General features: G+C 70.0%; 17 protein-coding genes and 1 pseudogene. 17 read left to right on the top strand and 1 reads right to left on the bottom strand.

What is annotated here, in order from left to right:
- The first annotated feature begins 149 nt into the window (after positions 1 to 149).
- The 5 genes from KN815_RS32515 (at position 150) to KN815_RS32495 (ending at position 5703) form a co-directional block, all read left to right on the top strand.
- Complete coding sequence (locus KN815_RS32515; RefSeq protein ID WP_253209373.1) at positions 150 to 1190, top strand: phosphotransferase enzyme family protein; 1041 nt, start codon at positions 150 to 152, stop codon at positions 1188 to 1190.
- 40 nt (positions 1191 to 1230) lie between these two features.
- The gene (locus KN815_RS32510) at positions 1231 to 2844 is read left to right on the top strand and encodes a Rossmann-fold NAD(P)-binding domain-containing protein (RefSeq protein WP_216345442.1); all 1614 of its coding nucleotides are present in this window, start codon (positions 1231 to 1233) and stop codon (positions 2842 to 2844) included.
- A gap of 601 nt (positions 2845 to 3445) precedes the next feature.
- A complete protein-coding gene (locus KN815_RS32505) occupies positions 3446 to 4309 on the top strand; it encodes a SpdA protein (protein ID WP_216345441.1) in 864 nt (287 codons plus the stop codon).
- Between the two features lie 656 nt (positions 4310 to 4965).
- A complete protein-coding gene (locus KN815_RS32500) occupies positions 4966 to 5250 on the top strand; it encodes a transposase (protein ID WP_301184674.1) in 285 nt (94 codons plus the stop codon).
- A gap of 183 nt (positions 5251 to 5433) precedes the next feature.
- Positions 5434 to 5703, top strand: coding sequence for a hypothetical protein (locus KN815_RS32495; RefSeq protein ID WP_216345439.1), 270 nt, complete (start codon positions 5434 to 5436; stop codon positions 5701 to 5703).
- Positions 5704 to 5706: 3 nt separating this feature from the next.
- Here KN815_RS32495 and KN815_RS52625 read toward each other — a convergent pair.
- A protein-coding gene (locus tag KN815_RS52625) for an IS630 family transposase (RefSeq protein ID WP_443732335.1) occupies positions 5707 to 6782 on the bottom strand; the annotation gives its coding sequence in 2 pieces (ribosomal slippage) (positions 5707 to 6333 and positions 6336 to 6782; 1074 coding nt in all).
- Between the two features lie 442 nt (positions 6783 to 7224).
- On the opposite strand from KN815_RS52625, the gene KN815_RS32480 reads away from it, so the two are divergent.
- The 12 genes and pseudogenes from KN815_RS32480 to KN815_RS52620 all read left to right on the top strand — a co-directional run.
- The gene (locus tag KN815_RS32480; RefSeq protein ID WP_216345437.1) at positions 7225 to 7404 is read left to right on the top strand and encodes a hypothetical protein; all 180 of its coding nucleotides are present in this window, start codon (positions 7225 to 7227) and stop codon (positions 7402 to 7404) included.
- A 442-nt stretch (positions 7405 to 7846) separates the two neighbouring features.
- Entirely contained in the window at positions 7847 to 9004 is a 1158-nt protein-coding gene (locus KN815_RS32475) for a 4Fe-4S dicluster domain-containing protein (protein ID WP_216345436.1), read from the top strand.
- Positions 9001 to 9456 (top strand): cyclic nucleotide-binding domain-containing protein, encoded by a 456-nt coding sequence (locus KN815_RS32470; RefSeq protein ID WP_216345435.1) that lies wholly within the window; start codon positions 9001 to 9003, stop codon positions 9454 to 9456. The genes KN815_RS32475 and KN815_RS32470 overlap by 4 nt, the downstream gene beginning before the upstream one ends.
- A complete protein-coding gene (locus KN815_RS32465; protein ID WP_216345434.1) occupies positions 9453 to 10265 on the top strand; it encodes an FAD/NAD(P)-binding protein in 813 nt (270 codons plus the stop codon). The genes KN815_RS32470 and KN815_RS32465 overlap by 4 nt, the downstream gene beginning before the upstream one ends.
- Position 10266: 1 nt before the next feature.
- Positions 10267 to 11109, top strand: a complete 843-nt coding sequence (locus tag KN815_RS32460) for an NADH-quinone oxidoreductase subunit B family protein (protein WP_216345433.1) — start codon at positions 10267 to 10269, stop codon at positions 11107 to 11109.
- Complete coding sequence (locus tag KN815_RS32455; RefSeq protein ID WP_216345432.1) at positions 11106 to 12461, top strand: Ni/Fe hydrogenase subunit alpha; 1356 nt, start codon at positions 11106 to 11108, stop codon at positions 12459 to 12461. The genes KN815_RS32460 and KN815_RS32455 overlap by 4 nt, the downstream gene beginning before the upstream one ends.
- A complete protein-coding gene (locus KN815_RS32450; protein WP_216345431.1) occupies positions 12458 to 12967 on the top strand; it encodes a hydrogenase maturation protease in 510 nt (169 codons plus the stop codon). The genes KN815_RS32455 and KN815_RS32450 overlap by 4 nt, the downstream gene beginning before the upstream one ends.
- Positions 12968 to 13148: 181 nt before the next feature.
- Positions 13149 to 15470: a carbamoyltransferase HypF gene (gene hypF, locus KN815_RS32445; protein ID WP_372458541.1), complete on the top strand. Its 2322-nt coding sequence runs from the start codon at positions 13149 to 13151 to the stop codon at positions 15468 to 15470.
- Positions 15471 to 15488: 18 nt separating this feature from the next.
- Complete coding sequence (locus KN815_RS32440; RefSeq protein WP_216345429.1) at positions 15489 to 15788, top strand: HypC/HybG/HupF family hydrogenase formation chaperone; 300 nt, start codon at positions 15489 to 15491, stop codon at positions 15786 to 15788.
- The gene (gene hypD / locus KN815_RS32435; RefSeq protein ID WP_216345428.1) at positions 15785 to 16906 is read left to right on the top strand and encodes a hydrogenase formation protein HypD; all 1122 of its coding nucleotides are present in this window, start codon (positions 15785 to 15787) and stop codon (positions 16904 to 16906) included. Before KN815_RS32440 ends, hypD begins: the two co-directional genes overlap by 4 nt.
- Positions 16907 to 16970: 64 nt before the next feature.
- On the top strand, positions 16971 to 17960 hold the full coding sequence (gene hypE, locus KN815_RS32430; RefSeq protein WP_216345443.1) for a hydrogenase expression/formation protein HypE: 990 nt from the start codon (positions 16971 to 16973) through the stop codon (positions 17958 to 17960).
- Between the two features lie 92 nt (positions 17961 to 18052).
- Positions 18053 to 18160: pseudogene (locus KN815_RS52620) on the top strand (CBS domain-containing protein); the annotation flags it as partial.

Below are 18160 nucleotides of genomic sequence, written 5' to 3'. Positions count from 1 at the left end.
GTCCGTCCGCCCCCTGCGCGCCGTACCGGTTCCGGGGCCGAGGGACCGGCCCGGGCACGCCCGGCGGCGGCGCACCGTGCCGAGTGGCCCGCAGACGTATGTGGTGTCCCCACCGCGGACCGCACGCCGGTCCCGAGCGAGGAGGAGTCGTGCTGAAACCTGAAGCGCAGTCTGATCTGATCGCGGTGCTCGCCGACACTTACGGCCTGCACGACGCCATGCTGGAACGCATTCCCGCCGGTCAGGTAACCGTCAACTACCGTGCCCTGGTGGGCGACCGGGTGTTCTTCGTCAAGCAATACTGGAACACCGAGACCGACCTGGCAGCCGAACGGGAGGCCATCGAGCAGACACGGCTCGCCGGACTTCACGGCGTGCCGGTCGCCGGGGTGCTCCCCTCGATCCGCGGTGACACGATCGTGCGGCAGGGTGGGATCACCGTGTCCGTGTGGACGTGGAAGGACGGGGAGACCGTCGACGACGGCCTCGATCCCGCCCAGCAGCGGGCCGCCGGAAGAGCTCTGGGAAGTATTCACACCGGGTTCGCGGGCCACCCGGCGTCCTTCGGCCCATCGGCGAAGCTGGACCGGTGGCTGCACCCCGATATCGCCGAGCTGGACGCCACCGCGGGCGAACTACAGGAGATCGCGGGGCGGCGGAGGCGGCGCGATGCGTTCGACGAGCAGGCGCTGCGGACGCTGGCCGAGCGCCGAGCGGTTCTGCACCGTGTCCCGGAGCTCCTGAGTGAACTTCCGCATCTGACGGCGCAGGTGCTGCACGGCGACTATTCCCCGGTCAACCTGCTGTTCCAGGGCGACGAGTTGACCGCCGTGCTGGACTTCCTGCCCCCCGACCCGTTCCTGATCGCGTACGAACTGGGCCGGATCGCGTTCGACCCGCGAACCGTCGTCCTGGACGAGGACTGGATCGCCTCGGGAACGAACCTGGTCAGCGCGTACGTGCAGACCAACCCAAAGGTGCGAGCCGACGACATCACCGCCTGCGCCCGGGTGGCGCTGCTCCAGTTGATGACCAGCCTCTACGGCGTCAGGCAGCACTACCTCCGGCCCGGTCTGCTCCAGGCGGACCTGGACCGGTTCTGGCTGTTGCGACATGCCGCATCCCAGCGACTACTGACGGGGCTCGGCGATGTCGAGAGTGCCCTGGCACGGGTCGCACATCACCGCTGACGGCTCCCGCCTACAGCGACCCATAAACGAAGGAGTGACTATGTCGACCAGAGCCATCACCGGTGACCAGTGGGTGGTCCTGCGCGTACCGATCAGTGGTGAGGGCGTGACTGCCGAAGTCGCGGCTTTCGCCGCACGCCGCCAACTGCGGTACGACCTCGGTGACGACGGAACGCTCCGCATCACCGATCCGGAGTCCGCACGCGTCATAGTCACGGTGCGGTGGAAGACCCTGCCTCCGCAGGTGCCGCGCACACTGGGCTTCCAGCTCCCGTCGGCAGCCGCGGTGGACGTTCTCATCGACCCCGGACCCGGCCTCGCCGCGGGCCGGATCGCCGCCGCACTGCATGACGCCCTGTCCGGTCGCGCTCTGGCCTACACCGACGGCGAACTGGAGGGCATCCGGGCCGCCATGCCGCTGCTGGAGCGCTACAGCGCCGCGCGGCCGGCGTTTGACAACTGGGCGCTGATCTTCAGGGATCACTACCTGGAGCACAGCACCGGTTTCGTCCTGGCGATGGAACGGGCCGGGATACCCGCCGAGTGGATCTTCGCCCTCGACAAGGGCGACAGGACATGGAACCGGGAGAGGGTTCACGCGACGTTCCAGGCCCGGGGGTATCGCAGCGACGTCCTGGACAACACGGCCGTCAACCTTCCCCACGCGCACGGGGACGAACTGGCGCGTGTGGGCGCGGACATCGACGCCTTCCTGGACGCCGCGCACACCGCCGGGCGGCGGGTGCTGGTCGTCGACGACGGGGGCCTGCTCGCGCGGGGCTACGGTGCGATCGGCGCGCCGCGCACCGCGGACGCCGCGCTGGAACTGACCGTCAGCGGCATCAAGCGCATCGCCGCGGCCGGGCCGCTGGCGATCCCGGTGCTGAACCTGGCCCGCTCCCAGGTCAAGTCCCGTCTCGGCTACCGGGAGATCGCCGACTCCTGTATGCGCCGACTACAGGCACTGCTCCCGGACCGCAAGCTCATCGGACGCCAGGTCCTGCTGCTGGGCTACGGCACCCTTGGCTCCCGCCTCGCCGCGCAACTCAGGGGCCTGGGATGCCGGGTCGTCGTCGTCGACAGCGATCTGCCTGCGCTGATCGACGCGGCCGAGAGCGGCTTCACGACGTACCGCACCGCCGGCCAGGCCCTCGCCGCCACGAGCCCGTTCATCGTCGTCGGCACCACCGGGGAGAGGGCACTGTCCGACGCCGACCTGGATCTCCTGCCCGACGGTCTGGTGCTAGCACCCTTCGCCACCCGCGACTTCTGCGCCCTGACCGAGAACGCCGTGCACCGCGGCGGCGCATCGGACATCCCCGGAGTGGGCATGAGGTTCGCCCTGGACCGCGGCCGACGGGTGACGCTGCTGGGAAATGGCCGTTCCATGAACCTTTTCGAGGCGGACTCGATTCCGAACGAGGGATATGACGCCTACCGGGCGGGCACGTTCATCGCCGCGGCTTCCCTGTGCGCCGATCCGGGCCGGGTCCCGGCCGGCCTGCACACGGCCCCGGCCGATGATGCCATCGCGGAGGCGGGCCTGTGGTCGGCTTACTACGACCTGTACGCCGCTCAGGGCAAGGGCGCCGTCCGGCCGCCCACCGTGCCCGCGCCGCGCCTCGCCGATCTGCCCGCCCCGGTCCCGTTCTGACCGGCTTGCCGGGCTCCGGTGCGGTTCTGCGGCACCCCTCGCGCCCGGTACCCGGCCCGGCACCCGGGGCCCACCGCCCGCGTGCCCCGGCTTCTCGCGCGCACGAGCCGGGCTCGATCGGCCGGGCCGGACCGAGCCCTCGTCCGCGCGCTGGAGGCCGGCGCCGTCGCCGGGGCGCACTGCTGGGTGGAGGAACTGCCCGGCTGCGCCCCGACGCCCGGGGCACCGCGTACGGAGAGGGCTGGGATGGCGCCATGGACCGGGCGTTGGACGTGCTGGTCTCCACCGCCGACAGCGTCTACCAGCAGCGCGGGCGCGCTCACGTCACCAGGTCGTTGCTGATCGGTGGGGAGATCCTCCACAAGCCGGCTCGCCGCCGCGGACCAGGCCGTGGAGGCCGGCCCCGCTGTCGCTCCCTTGATCAACCTCACCTACAACATGAAGAAGCGGATTGTGACCATCGAGTCACAATCCGCTTCATCTGTGTATGCAAAAACGTGTCCGAGGGGGGGACTTGAACCAAAACCCCAACCGGTGGCGTTGCGGGCTGACCTGGACCTTCACGGCGGAGCGCCACTGATCTCAGGGCCACAAGTTCGCTGTGATGATGCGGATCCCGGCGGCCGTGCAGCGGATTGCCCGGCGGACCAGTCTGGCCGGAGGGGGCGGTCTGATGGCTGGCTGGGAACGGACGGATTCCCATGCTCGCCCGAGTGGCTCCATCGAACGGACGATCACGCTCCGCGGGGTAACAGCGATCATGGCGGCAGTGGTCGGGCTCACGTTCTTGTTTGGGTTCGGGAATGTGTGGACGTTGGCGTTGCGATTGGGCGTACCGCCGTGGGTGGCACCTCTGGTGGCTCCGGCAGTTGATCTTTCGGTGCTGGGGTTGCTGCTGGGCACCCGGTACCTCGCACTGCATGGCGCGCGTCCGGAGCAGCTCCGCCCGGCGCGGCGCCTACTGGTTGTCTCCAATGTGATAACTCTGGCGCTGAACGTGACGGATCCGCTACTGGCCGGTCAGTCGGGGAAAGCTGCTTTTGATGCGGTCGGACCGTTGCTACTGATCGGTTGGGCAGAGGTCGGTCCGGGCCTGCTTCAAGCGATCAGCGGCGTCGGGGCAGAGGAGTCGGCGACTCTGGGACCAGATGCTGCCACGGAGGGCCCTGCGATTCATACGGTCGTCGGGACGGAGCATGCGCATGCCGAGGGCACATATTCCCCACCTTTCGAAAGTCTTGATCAACAAAGTGACCCCGAATCTGACGAGGGCGAACTCCTGCAGCGCGCGCGGCGCGAGGACGCTCGGCATTGGGAAGCGCATCGACGTCCGATTTCAGCAGAGACGTTGCGGAAGCGCCTTCATGTGGGAGCGGCAAGATCCCGGATGCTGGTGGCCATGGTGCGCGCGGACGACTGCGACCGTATGAAGGCTGAGGGGATGCCTCACGACGCGCCAGGTTGATCGACTCGTCATAGTGACGTCGCTGGTGCGGGCGAGAAGATTCGCGCGATGGATGGGCCGGGGCGAAGGGGCCGACTCTCGATGCACGTGAGCTAAGCGCACCCCCATGAGGTAACAGGAGCGACGGAACCCGGCGTATAGCCTGACTCGTCTGCCGCTTGGCGTTTCTGCCAAGCCAGAGGCCATGTTTAGTACTTGAACAAACCCTTCGGGTCGAATTCACCCTCGCATATTGTCCGGCGCGTCCAATCCGTCGAGGGGCGGACGGGTCATTTCGAACATCTTGGAGGTGTAAGGGGGCTCAGAAGGCGGCGGACGGCGGGACGGGAAGCGTCGAGCGCACTCAGCAGTGTTGTCCGGCGCGTCCCATGTGTAGAGGGCTGGTGTCATGGGGCAGGGGCGAGTCGGATCCAGTGCTGCTCAACGGACTTGTTTCCGATGACATCGCATGTTGAGTGTGTTGCTGTTCTAGAGCCAGCAATGAAGGGCATCTGACCTGCGCTTTATAGTTTCCGATAAACCTGCCCGACGTGCTTTCGAGACTGGGACGGGTACACCGTGTGGAGTGCGTCGCGCTCCTTCATCTGTTCAGTGCAGCGGCGTTCGTGAGGTCTGTCACACCAATGGGTGACATGTGAACTGGCCTGCCCTGTGGGGTGAGTGGGAAGGATGTCGCTGGGCCCAATCCTTATCCAGCAGAGTTCCGCGAAGATGTCGTGCGGGTCGCGAGGAATTGCGGCCCCAGTGTGACGATCGAGCAGGTGGCCGCCGACTTCGGGGTACACGCGATGACGCTGTGGAAGTGGATGCGCCGGGCGGACATCGACGACGGGACCAAGACTGGAACGAACAGCCAGGAGAGTGCGGAACTGCGGGAAGCACGTCGGCGCATCAAGCTGCTGAAGCAGGAGAACGAGGTCCTGCGCCGGGCCGCTGCCTAACTGTCGCAGGCACACCTTCCGGGAAAAGGATCTACCCGGTCGTGAAAGAGCTGGCCGCCGGCGGGGTGCCCGTGTCTCGTCCCGGGCCCTCAAGCTCGCCCGCCAGCCCTACTATTGCCGGCTCGATCAGCCGGTGTCCCCCCGCCGCATCCGAAGCGGCGTGCCGCGCGAACGCCCTGTTCGATGCCCACCGTGACGGCCCGGAGTGCGGCTACCGGTTCCTGGCCGACGAAGTCCGCGCCGCAGGGGTCGGCATGGCGGACCGTGTGGTGGATCTGCCGGGGCAACCGCTGGTGGCGCGTGTTCGGCAAGAGACGCGGCCGGATCAAGAAGGCCGACCCGCCGGTGCATGATGACCTCGTCCAGCGTGACTCCAATGCGGCAGGACCGAGCCGTCTGCGGCTCGCGGACATTACCGACATTCCACAGCAGAAGGGAAGTTGTATCTACTGAGGATTAATGCGTGATGTCGCCAGGGCGTATGGCGAGGCCGGTGCCGATGAGGCAGCCGGTGATGATGGTGGGCCGGTACTGGATCTGGCGTAGGCCCCGGCGGACTGCGGTGACCAGGTGCGTGTAATCGGTGAAGGCGATGTTGGCCAGGCTGGTGCGCCGCAGGCTGGACCAGATCCCCTCCACGGGGTTGAGGTCCGGTGCATAGGCCGGCAACTGGAACACCGTGAGCCAGTCCCGAGCCGTGATCCAGGCGCGCATCGCGCGACTGAGGTGCAGGCCGACGTTGTCCCAGACCAGCACGATCGGTCCGCCGAGCTGGGTGTGGGCGGCCGTGAGCAGGTCCCGTAAGTCCTTCCAGGAGAAGCCCTTACGACCGTCGGCCCGCCGGTCACCGGTGTGCCGGAAGACCAACCGCGGCCGCTCGCCGGGCTTGTAGCAGCACAGAGCGGCCACCGACAGGTGGCGTCTGCTGCCGCCGTTGACCCGGATCACCGGGGTGACGCCTCTGCGGGACCAGGTGCGGGCGGTGTGCGGCGTCATCGAGAACCCGGCCTCGTCGGCGAAGACGGTCCAGGCGCCGAGCGCCGCCGCGGTGGTTCCACGGCCGACCAGGTCTCCTTCACCCACGTCGCGACCGCCTTGTCGTCGCGCTGCACCGCCCTGCGAGCCGGAACCTGGGGCGACCAGCCGTGCCGGTGCAGCAACAGGCACACCCCGGGCCCGGTGTAGCTCTTGTGGAACATCCGCCCGATCAGTGTCCGGATCCGCGCGAGCGTCCAGCGCTCGTCAGGCCAGCCGTGCGCCACCGCCCCCAACGCCAGCGCCGCCTCCAGCTTCATGAACAGCTCGTCGCTGAGCTTGGGCAGGGACGCCGGCCCCTTCGAGACCAGTCCCGCCTCACCCCGCTCGGCCCACTCGCGCCGCCAGCGCTGCACCGAGCGCACATGCACCCGCAGCATCTTCGCCACCTCGACGTTGTCACTACCGGCCGCGAACATCTCGCCCGCATCCAGACGGATCTGCTCGCGAAAAGCCCTCCGCTCGGCAGTCAGCCCGCCACCCTGCGCGTACCTCATAACTGTGGTGTACCGCGACGATCACGACCTGTCAGCATCCCACGACATCACGCATTACAAGTCAGTAGGTACCAGGGAGTCTCCAAGGGCGAGCAGTGGCCGAGGCGAACGGCCACTGGGACGGGCAACTGAGCGCGTGTGAACTGTCAGGAGGCCATCCCAACCGGTTTGGCGTTTCGCGGAGACCTACTGCCCGGTGCAGACCTCCGCGGAGCACGTGTGCCTGAGGAGGCGACGGCCCGGACCAACGACTCGGTCGGTGAGTACTGACGGCAGGCGGTCGTCGTGAAGGTGCGTTCCCACTGCCACCGTGCGCTCAATGATCCAATCAAGGCCGTGGTCCGCGAGCGTCGGCGATGCTGTGACTCCCATGTGTCCGGACAGGGCATCCCACACTCGATGGCGGCGCCCGCAGGGCACTGGTCAACTGACATGCTGCCGCATGCTGTTCGAGCACATTGCGGGCCAGCGGCTCCCGTCGGTGGCGGACAGAATGGAGGGCTTCCCTGTGGCCGACGCTGTCGCGCACCTCCGCAGTGAGGCGATCTCGCTGATCTATGACCCGGTGGCCAGATCCCTGACCTCGGACACCCCACGAGCAGAAAGGATCACGATCGGCTGATCCAGAGCCCGACCACCGAACCCCTGGCGAAGGGAGAAGCCCAGGAGAGAGCCGAAACGACAAACACCCGCGTCCAGCCAGGAGCCGGAAGCGGGTGCCGATTCCGCCCGCCCTGGAAACGGACAGTGCGGGGGAAGGTTGTGTCCGAGACCGACACGACCACTACGCACATGCCATGGCGCAGCAGACACGGCTGGTGGTGGGCTGAATGCCGCCCTACGTTCTTCGAACGCCTCCCTCGAACGGGACGACCGATGATGTCCGGATAGTGGCCAAGTGGTGGCCCGTCCGGGCCGCAGTGAGGCGTCGCTGATACGCCCACCCAGCGGTGGGGCCCCGCGCATTTGGCCGATCACGGCCGTGTCGGGGCCGGAATTCCCGCACTGAGGTCGGTATGTGTGCGCACATGGGCCTTGTTATCCGGCGATGACCGAGGTGGGTAGTGGTGAGTGCGTCGACGCTTCCTTCGGCCAAGGGAGCCGTGATCGGCCCGGACGGGTTGGCCACTCTGGTCGATGTGTTGCGGGCGCGCGGGTACACGGTGATCGGCCCCACGGTCCGGGACGGTGCCATCGTGTTGGAAGAGCTGGAGTCCGCGGCTCAGCTGCCGTACGGATGGGGCGTGGACCTGGAAGCCGGGCAGTACCGGCTGCGGTCGCGTACGGATGGTGCGGCCTTCGCCAACGCGGCGGGTCCGCAGTCGTGGAAGACGTTTCTGCACCCTGCCAGGGTCCGCCAGTGGACGGCCGAACGCGCGGGCGGAGAGCTGATCATCGAGGCGGACGACATCCCGCCTCCCCGCTTCGCGTTCCTCGGTGTCCGCTCCTGCGATCTGCGTGCCATCGCCGTCCAGGACCGGGTGCTCACCGCCGGGCCCCACCGCGACCCGGTCTATCGGGGCAGGAGGTCCGGGGCGTTTCTGGTGGCGGTGGAGTGCACCGAGCCCGGTGGGACCTGCTTCTGTGTATCAATGGGCACGGGACCGGCCGCCGGGCCCGGGTACGACTTGGTGCTGACCGAGCTGGTCGACGACGAGGGGCACCGGTTCTGGATCCGCAGTGGCAGCTCCGAGGGGGCCGAGATCCTGGCGGAGCTGCCGGGCGAACCGGCCTCCGAGGCCGTCTGCCGGGCCGCCGCGGGCGCCGTCGCGTCCGCAGCCGACCGGATGGGCCGCACGATGCCGGACACCGACCTGCAGCGGCTGATGGCGGAGACGCTGGAAGCGCCCCGCTGGGATGATGTCGCCTCTCGGTGCCTGACCTGCGGCAACTGCACCATGGTGTGTCCGACCTGCTTCTGCACCACCACCGAGGATGTCACCGACCTGACGGGGGACCACGCCGAGCGTTGGCGGGTCTGGGACGTCTGCTTCGACCTGGACTTCTCCTATCTGCCGGGCGGGCCCGTACGCGCCTCGCCGCGCAGCCGCTACCGGCAGTGGCTCACCCACAAACTGGGCACCTGGTACGACCAGTTCGGGTCCTCGGGGTGTGTGGGCTGCGGGCGGTGCATCGTCTGGTGTCCGGTCGCCATCGACATCACCGAGGAGGCCGCGGCCCTGCACGACTGGACCCGGCGTGCGGAGGACGAGCCACGATGACCGGGTGGCCGCTGCTGCTGGAGACCCTTCCGCGGGTCCAGCGCGACCGGCTGTTCACGCTCGCCGACGAGCGGGACTTCTCCGCGGGCAGCACCCTGTTCGACGAGGGCGGCATCGCCGACCGGTTCTGGCTGATCCGTTCCGGTGAGGTCGCCCTGGATGTGTACGTTCCCGGGCGTCGGGCCCAGGTGGTGGAAACCCTGGGGCCGCGGCAGCAGCTCGGATGGTCGTGGATCTTCCCGCCCTACCGATGGCATCTGGGCGCCCGAGCGTTGGGGCCCGTGCGGACCTGGGAGTTTCCCGCGGCCGAGGTACGTGAGCTGTGCATGGCCGACACGGAGCTCGGATACGAGCTGATGCTGCGGTGCGCGGCGCTGATCGCCGACCGGCTTCAGGCCACCCGGTTGCGGCTGCTCGACCTGTACACACCGCATGGAAGCGTCCCGTCGTGACCACCGTGCCCTTGCCATACCGGGTGACCGCGGTCTCGGCCGAGACCGCGGACTGCGTGTCGCTCGAGGTGACACCGGTGGGACGAGCGCTGCCGGAGTTTTCGCCGGGCCGGTTCGCCATGGTGTACGCCTTCGGCGTCGGTGAGGTGCCGATCTCGGTCAGTGCGATCCGTGACGGCCACCGTCTGGTGCACACCGTGCGCGCGATCGGGGCGGTCACCGGCGCGCTGTGCCGGCTCAGGGTGGGGGACGCGGTCGGACTGCGGGGCCCCTACGGCATCGGCTGGGACCTCGACGCCGCGGCCGGGTCGGACATCCTGGTGGTCGCCGGCGGCATCGGACTCGCCCCGCTGCGCCCGGTGGTGCGCCATGTGCTCGACCGCCCCGGCCACTACGGCCGTCTTAACGTACTGATCGGGGCCCGCACCCCTGAGGATCTGCTCTACGGGGAGGAACTGGAGCACTGGCGGCGTGCCTCGGCCCAGGTGGAGGTGACCGTCGACCGGCCCGGCCCGGGCTGGCGTGGCAGCGTGGGCGTGGTCACCACTCTGCTGGACCGGGCCGACTGGCGGCCGGCTCGGACCGCCGCGCTGCTCTGCGGCCCCGAGGTGATGATCCGGCACACCGCCGGGGCGCTGCTCGCCCGCGGCCTGCCCGCGCATCGGATCCAGGTGTCGCTGGAGCGGAACATGCGCTGCGGTACCGGCCACTGCGGTCACTGCCAGCTCGGGCCGCTGCTGCTGTGCCGGGACGGTCCGGTGGTCGGCTACGGCCGTGCCCAGCCCCTGCTCGCCGTCAGGGAGCTGTGACATGGAACCAGACTCCCGCCCCTCCCTCGCCGTGTGGAAGTTCGCCTCATGCGACGGCTGCCAGTTGACCCTGCTCGACTGCGAGGACGAGTTGCTCCCGCTCACCGACCGGGTGCGCATCACGCACTTCCTGGAGATGTCCAGTGCGGAGGACTCCCGGGAGCGGGCCACCCTCGCGGGGACCGGACCGTACGACCTCTCCCTGGTGGACGGGTCCATCACCACCGCCGAGGACGTCCGGCGCATCCACCACATCCGGCGGATCTCCCGTCGCCTGGTCACCATCGGCGCCTGCGCCACCGCGGGTGGCATCCAGGCGCTGCGCAACTTCGCGGACGTCGAGGAATTCCGGGCCGCGGTGTACGCCAGCCCGGAGTACATCGCGACGCTGGACACCTCCACCCCCATCTCGACGCATGTACCGGTCGACTTCGAGTTGCGCGGCTGTCCGATCGACCGCGGCCAGCTGCTGGAGGTGATCACGGCCTTTCTGGCCGGGCGGAAGCCGAACATCTCCAGCCACAGCGTCTGCTTCCAGTGCAAGCGGCGCGGCACGACCTGCATCACCGTCGCCCAGGGCATCCCGTGCCTGGGGCCGGTCACCCATGCCGGGTGCGGCGCCCTCTGTCCCGCCTACGGGCGCGGGTGCTACGGCTGCTTCGGGCCGATGGTCCAGCCCAACCTGGAGGCCATGGTGCGCGAGCTGCGGCACGACGGCATGACCGAGCGGGACATCGTGCGGGTCTTCCGCACCTTCAACGCGGCCTCGCCCGAATACGGCCCCGTAGCCGAATTCGCGGCTCAGGAGGCCCCTGAGCCCCCGGCGGAGGAAGAGCCCCGATGAGCCACCGCGGATCCCGTGTACTGCGTCTGGACGCACTCGCCCGGGTGGAGGGGGAGGCGGCCCTCCACCTGGCAGTGCGCGACGGGACGGTCGCCGAAGCGCGACTGCGGATCTACGAGCCGCCCCGCTTCTTCGAGGCGTTCCTGGTCGGCCGCGGCCATGGCGAGCCACCTGACATCACCTCACGGATCTGCGGAATCTGCCCGGTCGCGTACCAGACGACCGCATGCCAGGCCATCGAGCGGGCCTGCGGGGTGACGGTCGACGGACCGCTCGCCCAACTGCGGCGGCTGCTCTACTACGGCGAATGGATCGAGAGCCAGACCCTGCACATCCACCTGCTGCACGCCCCCGACTTCCTCGGCCACCCCAGCGCCGTCGAACTCGCCCGCGAGCACCGCGCGGCCGTGGAACGCGGCCTGCGGATCAAACAAGCGGGCAACACCATCATGGAGCAACTCGGCGGCCGCGCCATCCACCCGATCAACGTCCGCGTCGGAGGGTTCTACCACGTGCCCGCCCCGGCCGAACTCATCCCACTGGCCGAGCGGCTGCGCCGGGCCCATGACGACGCGCTGGAGACCGTGCGCTGGGTGGCCGGCTTCGACTTCCCCGACGCCACGTACGACGGCCCGTTCCTGGCGATGCGCGACCCCGGCCGGTACGCCATCGACTCCGGAACCCCGGCCGTCATGACCGCGGGGGCGGGCTCGAACGGCCCCGCCCCGGTACGAGCGCTTCCGGTGGAGGAGTTCGAGCGCCATGTGGTCGAACGACAGGTCCCCCATTCGACCGCCCTGGTGTCCGAGCTGGACGGCCACCACTACCTGACCGGCTCACTGGCCCGGTACGCGGTCAGCGGCCAGTGGCTCCACCCCTCGGCCCTCGACGCCGCACGGGCGGCGGGGCTCGGCGATCCGGCCACCGGCGCGGTGTGCCGCAATCCGTTCCGGAGCATCATCGTCCGCGCCGTCGAGGTGGCCCACGCCGTGGCCGAAGCGCTGAGGATCATCGACGCCTACGAGCCGCCCTCCCGGCCGTACGTCGAAGTGCCACCGTGCCCGGCGACCGGCTGCGCGGCCACCGAGGCGCCACGCGGGCTGCTCTACCACCGCTACGCCATGGACGCCGACGGCACCCTCACCCTCGCCCGTATCGTGCCGCCCACCGCGCAGAACCAGGCCGCCATCGAGGACGACCTCCGCCGCCAGGTGCAGTCCCGCCTGGACGGGCCGGGCGAGCCGCCCGGCGACGAGGAGCTGACCGCGCTGTGCGAGCGGGCCGTCCGCAACCACGACCCGTGCATCTCCTGCTCCGCGCACTTCCTTGACCTGACGGTGAAGCGCGGATGACGGGCCGAGTCGTGGTGATCGGCGTGGGCAATCCGTTCCGCCGGGACGACGGAGCCGGCCCGGCCGTCATCGAGGCCCTGCGCGCCCGAGCGCCCGAGGGCACGGTGCTGACCGACAGCGACGGCGAGCCCGGAAGGATGCTCGGCCTGTGGCGCCGTCAGGACGCCGTCGTCGTGGTCGAAGTGGTGCACGCCCACCCCGGGCAGCCGGGGCGGCTGCACACCCTGACCGCGGAGCGGGCCGCGCGATGCGCCGTACGCTCCGCCAGTACCCACGCCCTCGGGCTCGGTGAGACCTTCGCCCTGGCCGCGGCGCTCGACCGGATGCCCGGGGAGCTGACGGTGCACGCGGTGGAAGGGGAGGACTTCGGCCTCGGCCGCGGGTTCAGCACCGCGGTGGCCGACGCGCTCCCCGAGCTGATCCGCCACGTGGCCAAGGCCATCGACGAGGCGCACGACCGGCTTCGGCGCGCGAGCACGCTGGCCGACGACCGGGGATCCGCATAGTCCGCCCGCTTGGTGACATGGTGCGTCGGCTGGGCCGTTCGGGGCGCGTCGGGCCGCCGCGCGGGCGTGGCTTCCCAAGGTGGCCGGACCCGTTCCTAACATGACGAACGGCCTGGTCGGACGGGTTTCACGGCACGGCCGGAACCCTCGCGCAGGCTCGACCACCCCGGACGGAAGCGCCGTGTCCATCAAACAGCCCTTGGTGTCCGGCTCCGCCGTAGCGGAGCCGGACACCACTGGCTCGCACCGGCCGGTCCGCCGCCTGATTGAGGTCGGTGGCGTGGTGCAGGGTGTCGGCTTCCGGCCCTTCGTCCATACCTTGGCCACCGAACTGGGCCTGTCCGGGCAGGTGGCCAACGGGCCGGCCGGGGCCCGCATCGAGATCGAGGGCGGCCCCGACGCGGTGGCCGCCTTCTGCCACCGGCTGACGGCGGACGCACCTCCGCTGGCGGACATCGTCTCGGTGGCCACCTCCGAGATGCCCTCGACCGGCGGCACCGGCTTCGCGATCGTGCCCTCCGCGGCGGGCCACGGCCGCACCCTGATTCCGCCCGACGCCGCCACCTGCGACGCCTGTCTGACGGAGCTTGCCGATCCGGCCGACCGCCGCCACCGGCACCCGTTCATCACCTGCACCGACTGCGGCCCGCGCTTCACCATCACCACCGCCATGCCGTACGACCGGGCGATGACCACCATGGCGGCGTTCCCGATGTGCCCGGACTGCGCGGCGGAATACACGGATCCGTCCGACCGGAGGTTCCACGCCCAGCCCATCGCCTGCTGGGCCTGCGGGCCACGCTTGAGACTCACCGGCGCCGTACGACGGGAGGGCGGGGCCGCGTTGGCCGAGGCCCGGCGGATGCTGGCGGCTGGGGCGATCGTGGCGGTCAAGGGACTCGGCGGCTATCACCTGGTCTGCGACGCCACCGCTCCGCGGGCCGTGGGCGAACTGCGACGCCGCAAGGCCCGTGGCGACAAGCCGTTCGCCGTGATGACCCCCGATGCCGACACCGCCGCCCGGCTCGGCCACCTCGGCCCGGCGGAGCGCCGCGTCCTGATGGGGCGGTCACGCCCCATCGTGCTGCTGCGCCGCCGATCCCCGACTCCGCTCGCACCGCAGGTGTGCCCGGGGAGCCCGGACATCGGGGTGATGCTGCCCTACACCCCGTTGCACCGGCTTTTGTTCGGCCTTCCGGGCGATCCACCTGCTCCCGGCGTCTTGGTGGTGACCAGCGGAAACGTCTCCGGCGAGCCGCTGGTGACCGACGACCGGGAGGCGCTGCGCCGTCTGGCCGGACTGGCCGATGCCTGGCTCTGGCACGACCGGCCCATCGCGGTCGCCTGTGACGACTCGGTGGTCCGGGTCCGCGCGGATGGTTCGCCCCTGCCGATCCGCCGCTCGCGCGGCTTCGCCCCGGCGCACATTCGCCTTCCGGTGGCCGTCCGTCCGGTCCTCGCGGTCGGCGGGGACCTGAAGAACACCCTGTGCCTGGCGGACGGCGACGCCGCCTGGCTGTCCGCCCACATCGGGGACATGGACAGCCTGGCCGCCCAGCACGCTTTCGAGCGCGCCGAGGGTCATCTGCGGGCGCTCACCCGCGTCGAGCCGGTCCGTGTCGCCGCTGATCGCCACCCCGGCTACCGGTCCGCGCGATGGGCCCGGCGTGACGGCCGACCGCTCACCCTGGTCCAGCACCACCACGCCCACATCGCTTCCGCGATGGCGGAGCACGGGCTGGACGAGCCGGTGCTCGGCATCGCCTTCGACGGCACCGGATACGGCGACGACGGCGCCGTCTGGGGCGGCGAGGTGCTGCTGGCCGACTACGCCGGCCACCGCCGCCTGGCACACCTGGCGTATGCACCCCTGCCGGGCGGTGACGCGGCGGTGCGCAACCCGTGTCGGATGGCGCTGGCGCATCTGCGCGCCGCCGGTCTCGCCTGGTCGCCCGACCTGCCGTGCGCGGCCACCTGCCCACCCGAGGAACTTCGACTGCTGGAAGTCCAGTTGGCGCGCGGTATCGCGTGTGTGCCGACCTCCAGCATGGGGCGGCTGTTCGATGCCGTGTCCTCGCTGGTCGGCGTCTGCCACCGGGCGGGGTACGAGGCTCAGGCCGCCGTGGAGTTGGAGGCCGCGGCACTGACCGCCGACGGGGTGCGGGACGGCTACCCGTTCGCGCTGGAGAATCCCGCACCGCTGCTGGCGGCGATCGTGGCCGATCTCCGCGCGGGTACGGCGGTCCCGCTGATCGCCGCCCGCTTCCATCTGGCGGTCGCCGGTGCGGTCCGCACGGCCTGCCGGAAGGCACATCGGAGCACGGGCGTGCGGACGGTCGTCCTCACCGGCGGGGTGTTCGCCAACGCCCTCCTGGACGAGATGTGCACCGCCGGGCTGGGCGAGGACGGATTCACCGTCCTCGGGCACACGGTGGTGCCGCCCGGCGACGGCGGCCTGGCCCTGGGACAGGCGGTCATCGCCGGCCACCTCGCCGACGACTGAGGAACCGAGGAGGAGCACATGTGCCTGGCGGTACCCGGCCGCGTGGTCGGCATCGAGGAACGGGACGGCACGCCGATGGCGCGGGTCGACTTCGGCGGGGTGGTCAAGGACGTCTGCCTCGCCTATCTGCCGGAGATCCAGGTCGGTGAGTACGCGATCGTCCACGTCGGCTTCGCGATCCAGCGGCTCGACGAGGAATCCGCCCTGGCCACCCTCCGGCTTTTCGAGCGGATCGGCGCACTGGACGAAGAGTTCGGCGATGCCTGGGAACGAGCGGCGGCCGAGGTGGAAAGCGCACCCGAGGAGGAGAACCGGTGAAATACATCGACGAATTCCAGGACCCCGCCCTGGCCCGACGGCTCCTGGACGACATCGCCCGGACGGTCACCCGGCCCTGGACGATGATGGAGGTCTGCGGCGGTCAGACCCACTCGATCATCCGGCACGGCATCGACCAACTGCTGCCCGAGAACATCGAGCTGATCCACGGCCCGGGCTGCCCGGTCTGCGTCACACCGCTGGAAGTGATCGACAAGGCGCTGGAGATCGGCTCCCGCCCGGGCGTGGTCTTCTGCTCGTTCGGCGACATGCTGCGGGTGCCGGGGAGCGACCGTGACCTGTTCCGCATCAAGAGCGACGGCGGTGACGTCCGTGTCGTCTACTCACCGCTGGACGCCCTGCGGATCGCCCAGCAGACTCCGGACCGACAGGTGGTGTTCTTCGGCGTCGGCTTCGAGACCACCGCGCCCGCCATCGCCATGGCGGTCCACCAGGCCAAACGGCTCGAGGTCCGAAACTTCAGCCTGCTGGTCTCACATGTCCGGGTGCCGCCGGCCATCGAGGCGGTCATGCGATCACCGGACTGCCGCGTCCAGGCGTTCCTCGCCGCCGGGCACGTATGCAGCGTGATGGGCACCATCGAGTACCCCGACCTCGCCGACACCTACAAGGTGCCCATCGTGGTGACCGGATTCGAGCCGCTGGACATCCTGGAAGGCATCCGGCGGGCGGCCCGCCAACTCGAGCGAGGAGAACACCGCGTCGAGAACGCCTACCCACGCGCCGTGCACCCGCAGGGCAATCCGGTCGCCCTGAGTGTGCTGAGAGAGGTGTTCACCACGACCGACCGCGCCTGGCGCGGCATCGGCACCATTGCGGACAGCGGCTGGCGGCTGTCGGATGCCTACCGTGACTACGACGCCGAGCACCGGTTCGACGTCACCGGTCTGGTCACCGAAGAGCCCGCGGTGTGCCGCAGCGGAGAGGTGCTCCAGGGCCTGATCAAGCCCCACGAGTGCGCGGCCTTCGGCACCACCTGCACTCCGCGCACACCGCTCGGCGCGACCATGGTCTCCAGCGAGGGCACGTGCGCCGCCTACTACCTGTACCGGCGGCTGGCCACGCCCCGCACGGAGGAGACGGCTTCCGTTGACTGACATCACCGCCGACACCGCAGGCTGGTCCTGCCCGACGCCGCTGCGCAACCACCCGGTGGTGGTAATGGGCCACGGCGGCGGAGGAGCGCTTTCCGCGGAGCTGACCCGGCACCTCTTCCTCCCGGCCTACGGCAGCGAGGCGCTGCGAGGACTCACCGACTCGGCCGCCGTCCCGCTCGGGGGTGCCCGGCTGGCCTTCTCGACCGACTCCTACGTCGTCCGCCCGCTGTTCTTCCCCGGCGGCGGCATCGGGGATCTGGCGGTCAATGGCACCGTCAACGACCTGGCCATGAGCGGAGCCGTCCCCGCGTACCTGTCCTGCGCGTTCATCCTGGAGGAAGGCACCGAGCTGAGCACCGTCGGCCGGATCGCCCAGGCGCTGGGCGCGGCCGCCCGAGCGGCGGACGTCGCCGTGGTCACCGGCGACACCAAGGTGGTCGACTCCGGCCACGGCGACGGTGTGTACGTGAACACGGCGGGGATCGGGCTGATCCCCGAGGGCGTGGACATCCGTCCGCAACGTGCCCGGCCCGGTGACGTCGTGATGGTCAGCGGGCCGATCGGACAGCACGGCATCGCCATCCTCAGCGTCCGCGAAGGGCTGACGTTCGGCACCGAGGTGGTCAGTGACACCGCGCCCCTGGCCGGACTGGTTCGGGCGATGCTCGCCGTCACCCCCGGGATCCATGTCCTGCGCGACCCGACGCGCGGTGGCCTGGCCGCCGCGCTCAACGAGATCGCGACCGCCTCGGACACCGGCGTCAGCCTGGACGAGGGGGCGGTGCCTGTCCCGGAGGCGGTGGCCACCGCCTGTGCCCTCCTGGGCCTGGACCCTATGTACGTGGCCAACGAGGGCCGCCTGGTGGCCTTCGTGCCCAGGGAACACGCCGACACGGTACTGGACGCGATGCGTGCCCATCCGCTGGGACGTGAGGCGGCCGTGATCGGCACGTGTGTCGCCGAACATCCCGGCTTGGTCGTGGCCCGCACCGGACTCGGCGGGACCCGGATCGTCGATCTGCCGCTGGGCGAGCAACTGCCCCGGATCTGCTGAACGGCACGGTCTCCGGGTGGCCGGAAGACAGCAGCGGGCCGGACACTGGAAGTGGAAGAGCCGCCGAACGCCGTGCGGAGGGAGGAATTCCAGTGTCCGAGACCCCGCACATCGTGAGCGATGTGATGACGCGGACGGTGGTCGCCGTCGGGCGTGACGCGTCGTTCAAGGAACTGGTGCAGACGCTGGGCCAGTGGCGC

It is taken from the genome of Streptomyces niphimycinicus (assembly GCF_018883605.1).
In the GTDB taxonomy this organism is placed as follows: domain Bacteria; phylum Actinomycetota; class Actinomycetes; order Streptomycetales; family Streptomycetaceae; genus Streptomyces; species Streptomyces niphimycinicus.
The sequence above is the reverse complement of the archived record's forward strand: the minus strand, read 5'-3'. Positions and strand labels throughout refer to the sequence as shown.

Bases quoted from the DNA above. Each gene is read 5' to 3' on its own strand.
- KN815_RS32440 (WP_216345429.1), top strand. From the start codon at position 15,489: ATGTGCCTGGCGGTACCCGGCCGCGTGGTCGGCATCGAGGAACGGGAC.
- KN815_RS32470 (WP_216345435.1), top strand. From the start codon at position 9,001: ATGACCGGGTGGCCGCTGCTGCTGGAGACCCTTCCGCGGGTCCAGCGC.
- KN815_RS32450 (WP_216345431.1), top strand. From the start codon at position 12,458: ATGACGGGCCGAGTCGTGGTGATCGGCGTGGGCAATCCGTTCCGCCGG.
- KN815_RS32455 (WP_216345432.1), top strand. From the start codon at position 11,106: ATGAGCCACCGCGGATCCCGTGTACTGCGTCTGGACGCACTCGCCCGG.
- KN815_RS32510 (WP_216345442.1), top strand. From the start codon at position 1,231: ATGTCGACCAGAGCCATCACCGGTGACCAGTGGGTGGTCCTGCGCGTA.
- KN815_RS32495 (WP_216345439.1), top strand. From the start codon at position 5,434: ATGCCCACCGTGACGGCCCGGAGTGCGGCTACCGGTTCCTGGCCGACG.
- KN815_RS32460 (WP_216345433.1), top strand. From the start codon at position 10,267: ATGGAACCAGACTCCCGCCCCTCCCTCGCCGTGTGGAAGTTCGCCTCA.
- hypE (WP_216345443.1), top strand. From the start codon at position 16,971: ATGGGCCACGGCGGCGGAGGAGCGCTTTCCGCGGAGCTGACCCGGCAC.
- KN815_RS32480 (WP_216345437.1), top strand. From the start codon at position 7,225: ATGCTGTTCGAGCACATTGCGGGCCAGCGGCTCCCGTCGGTGGCGGAC.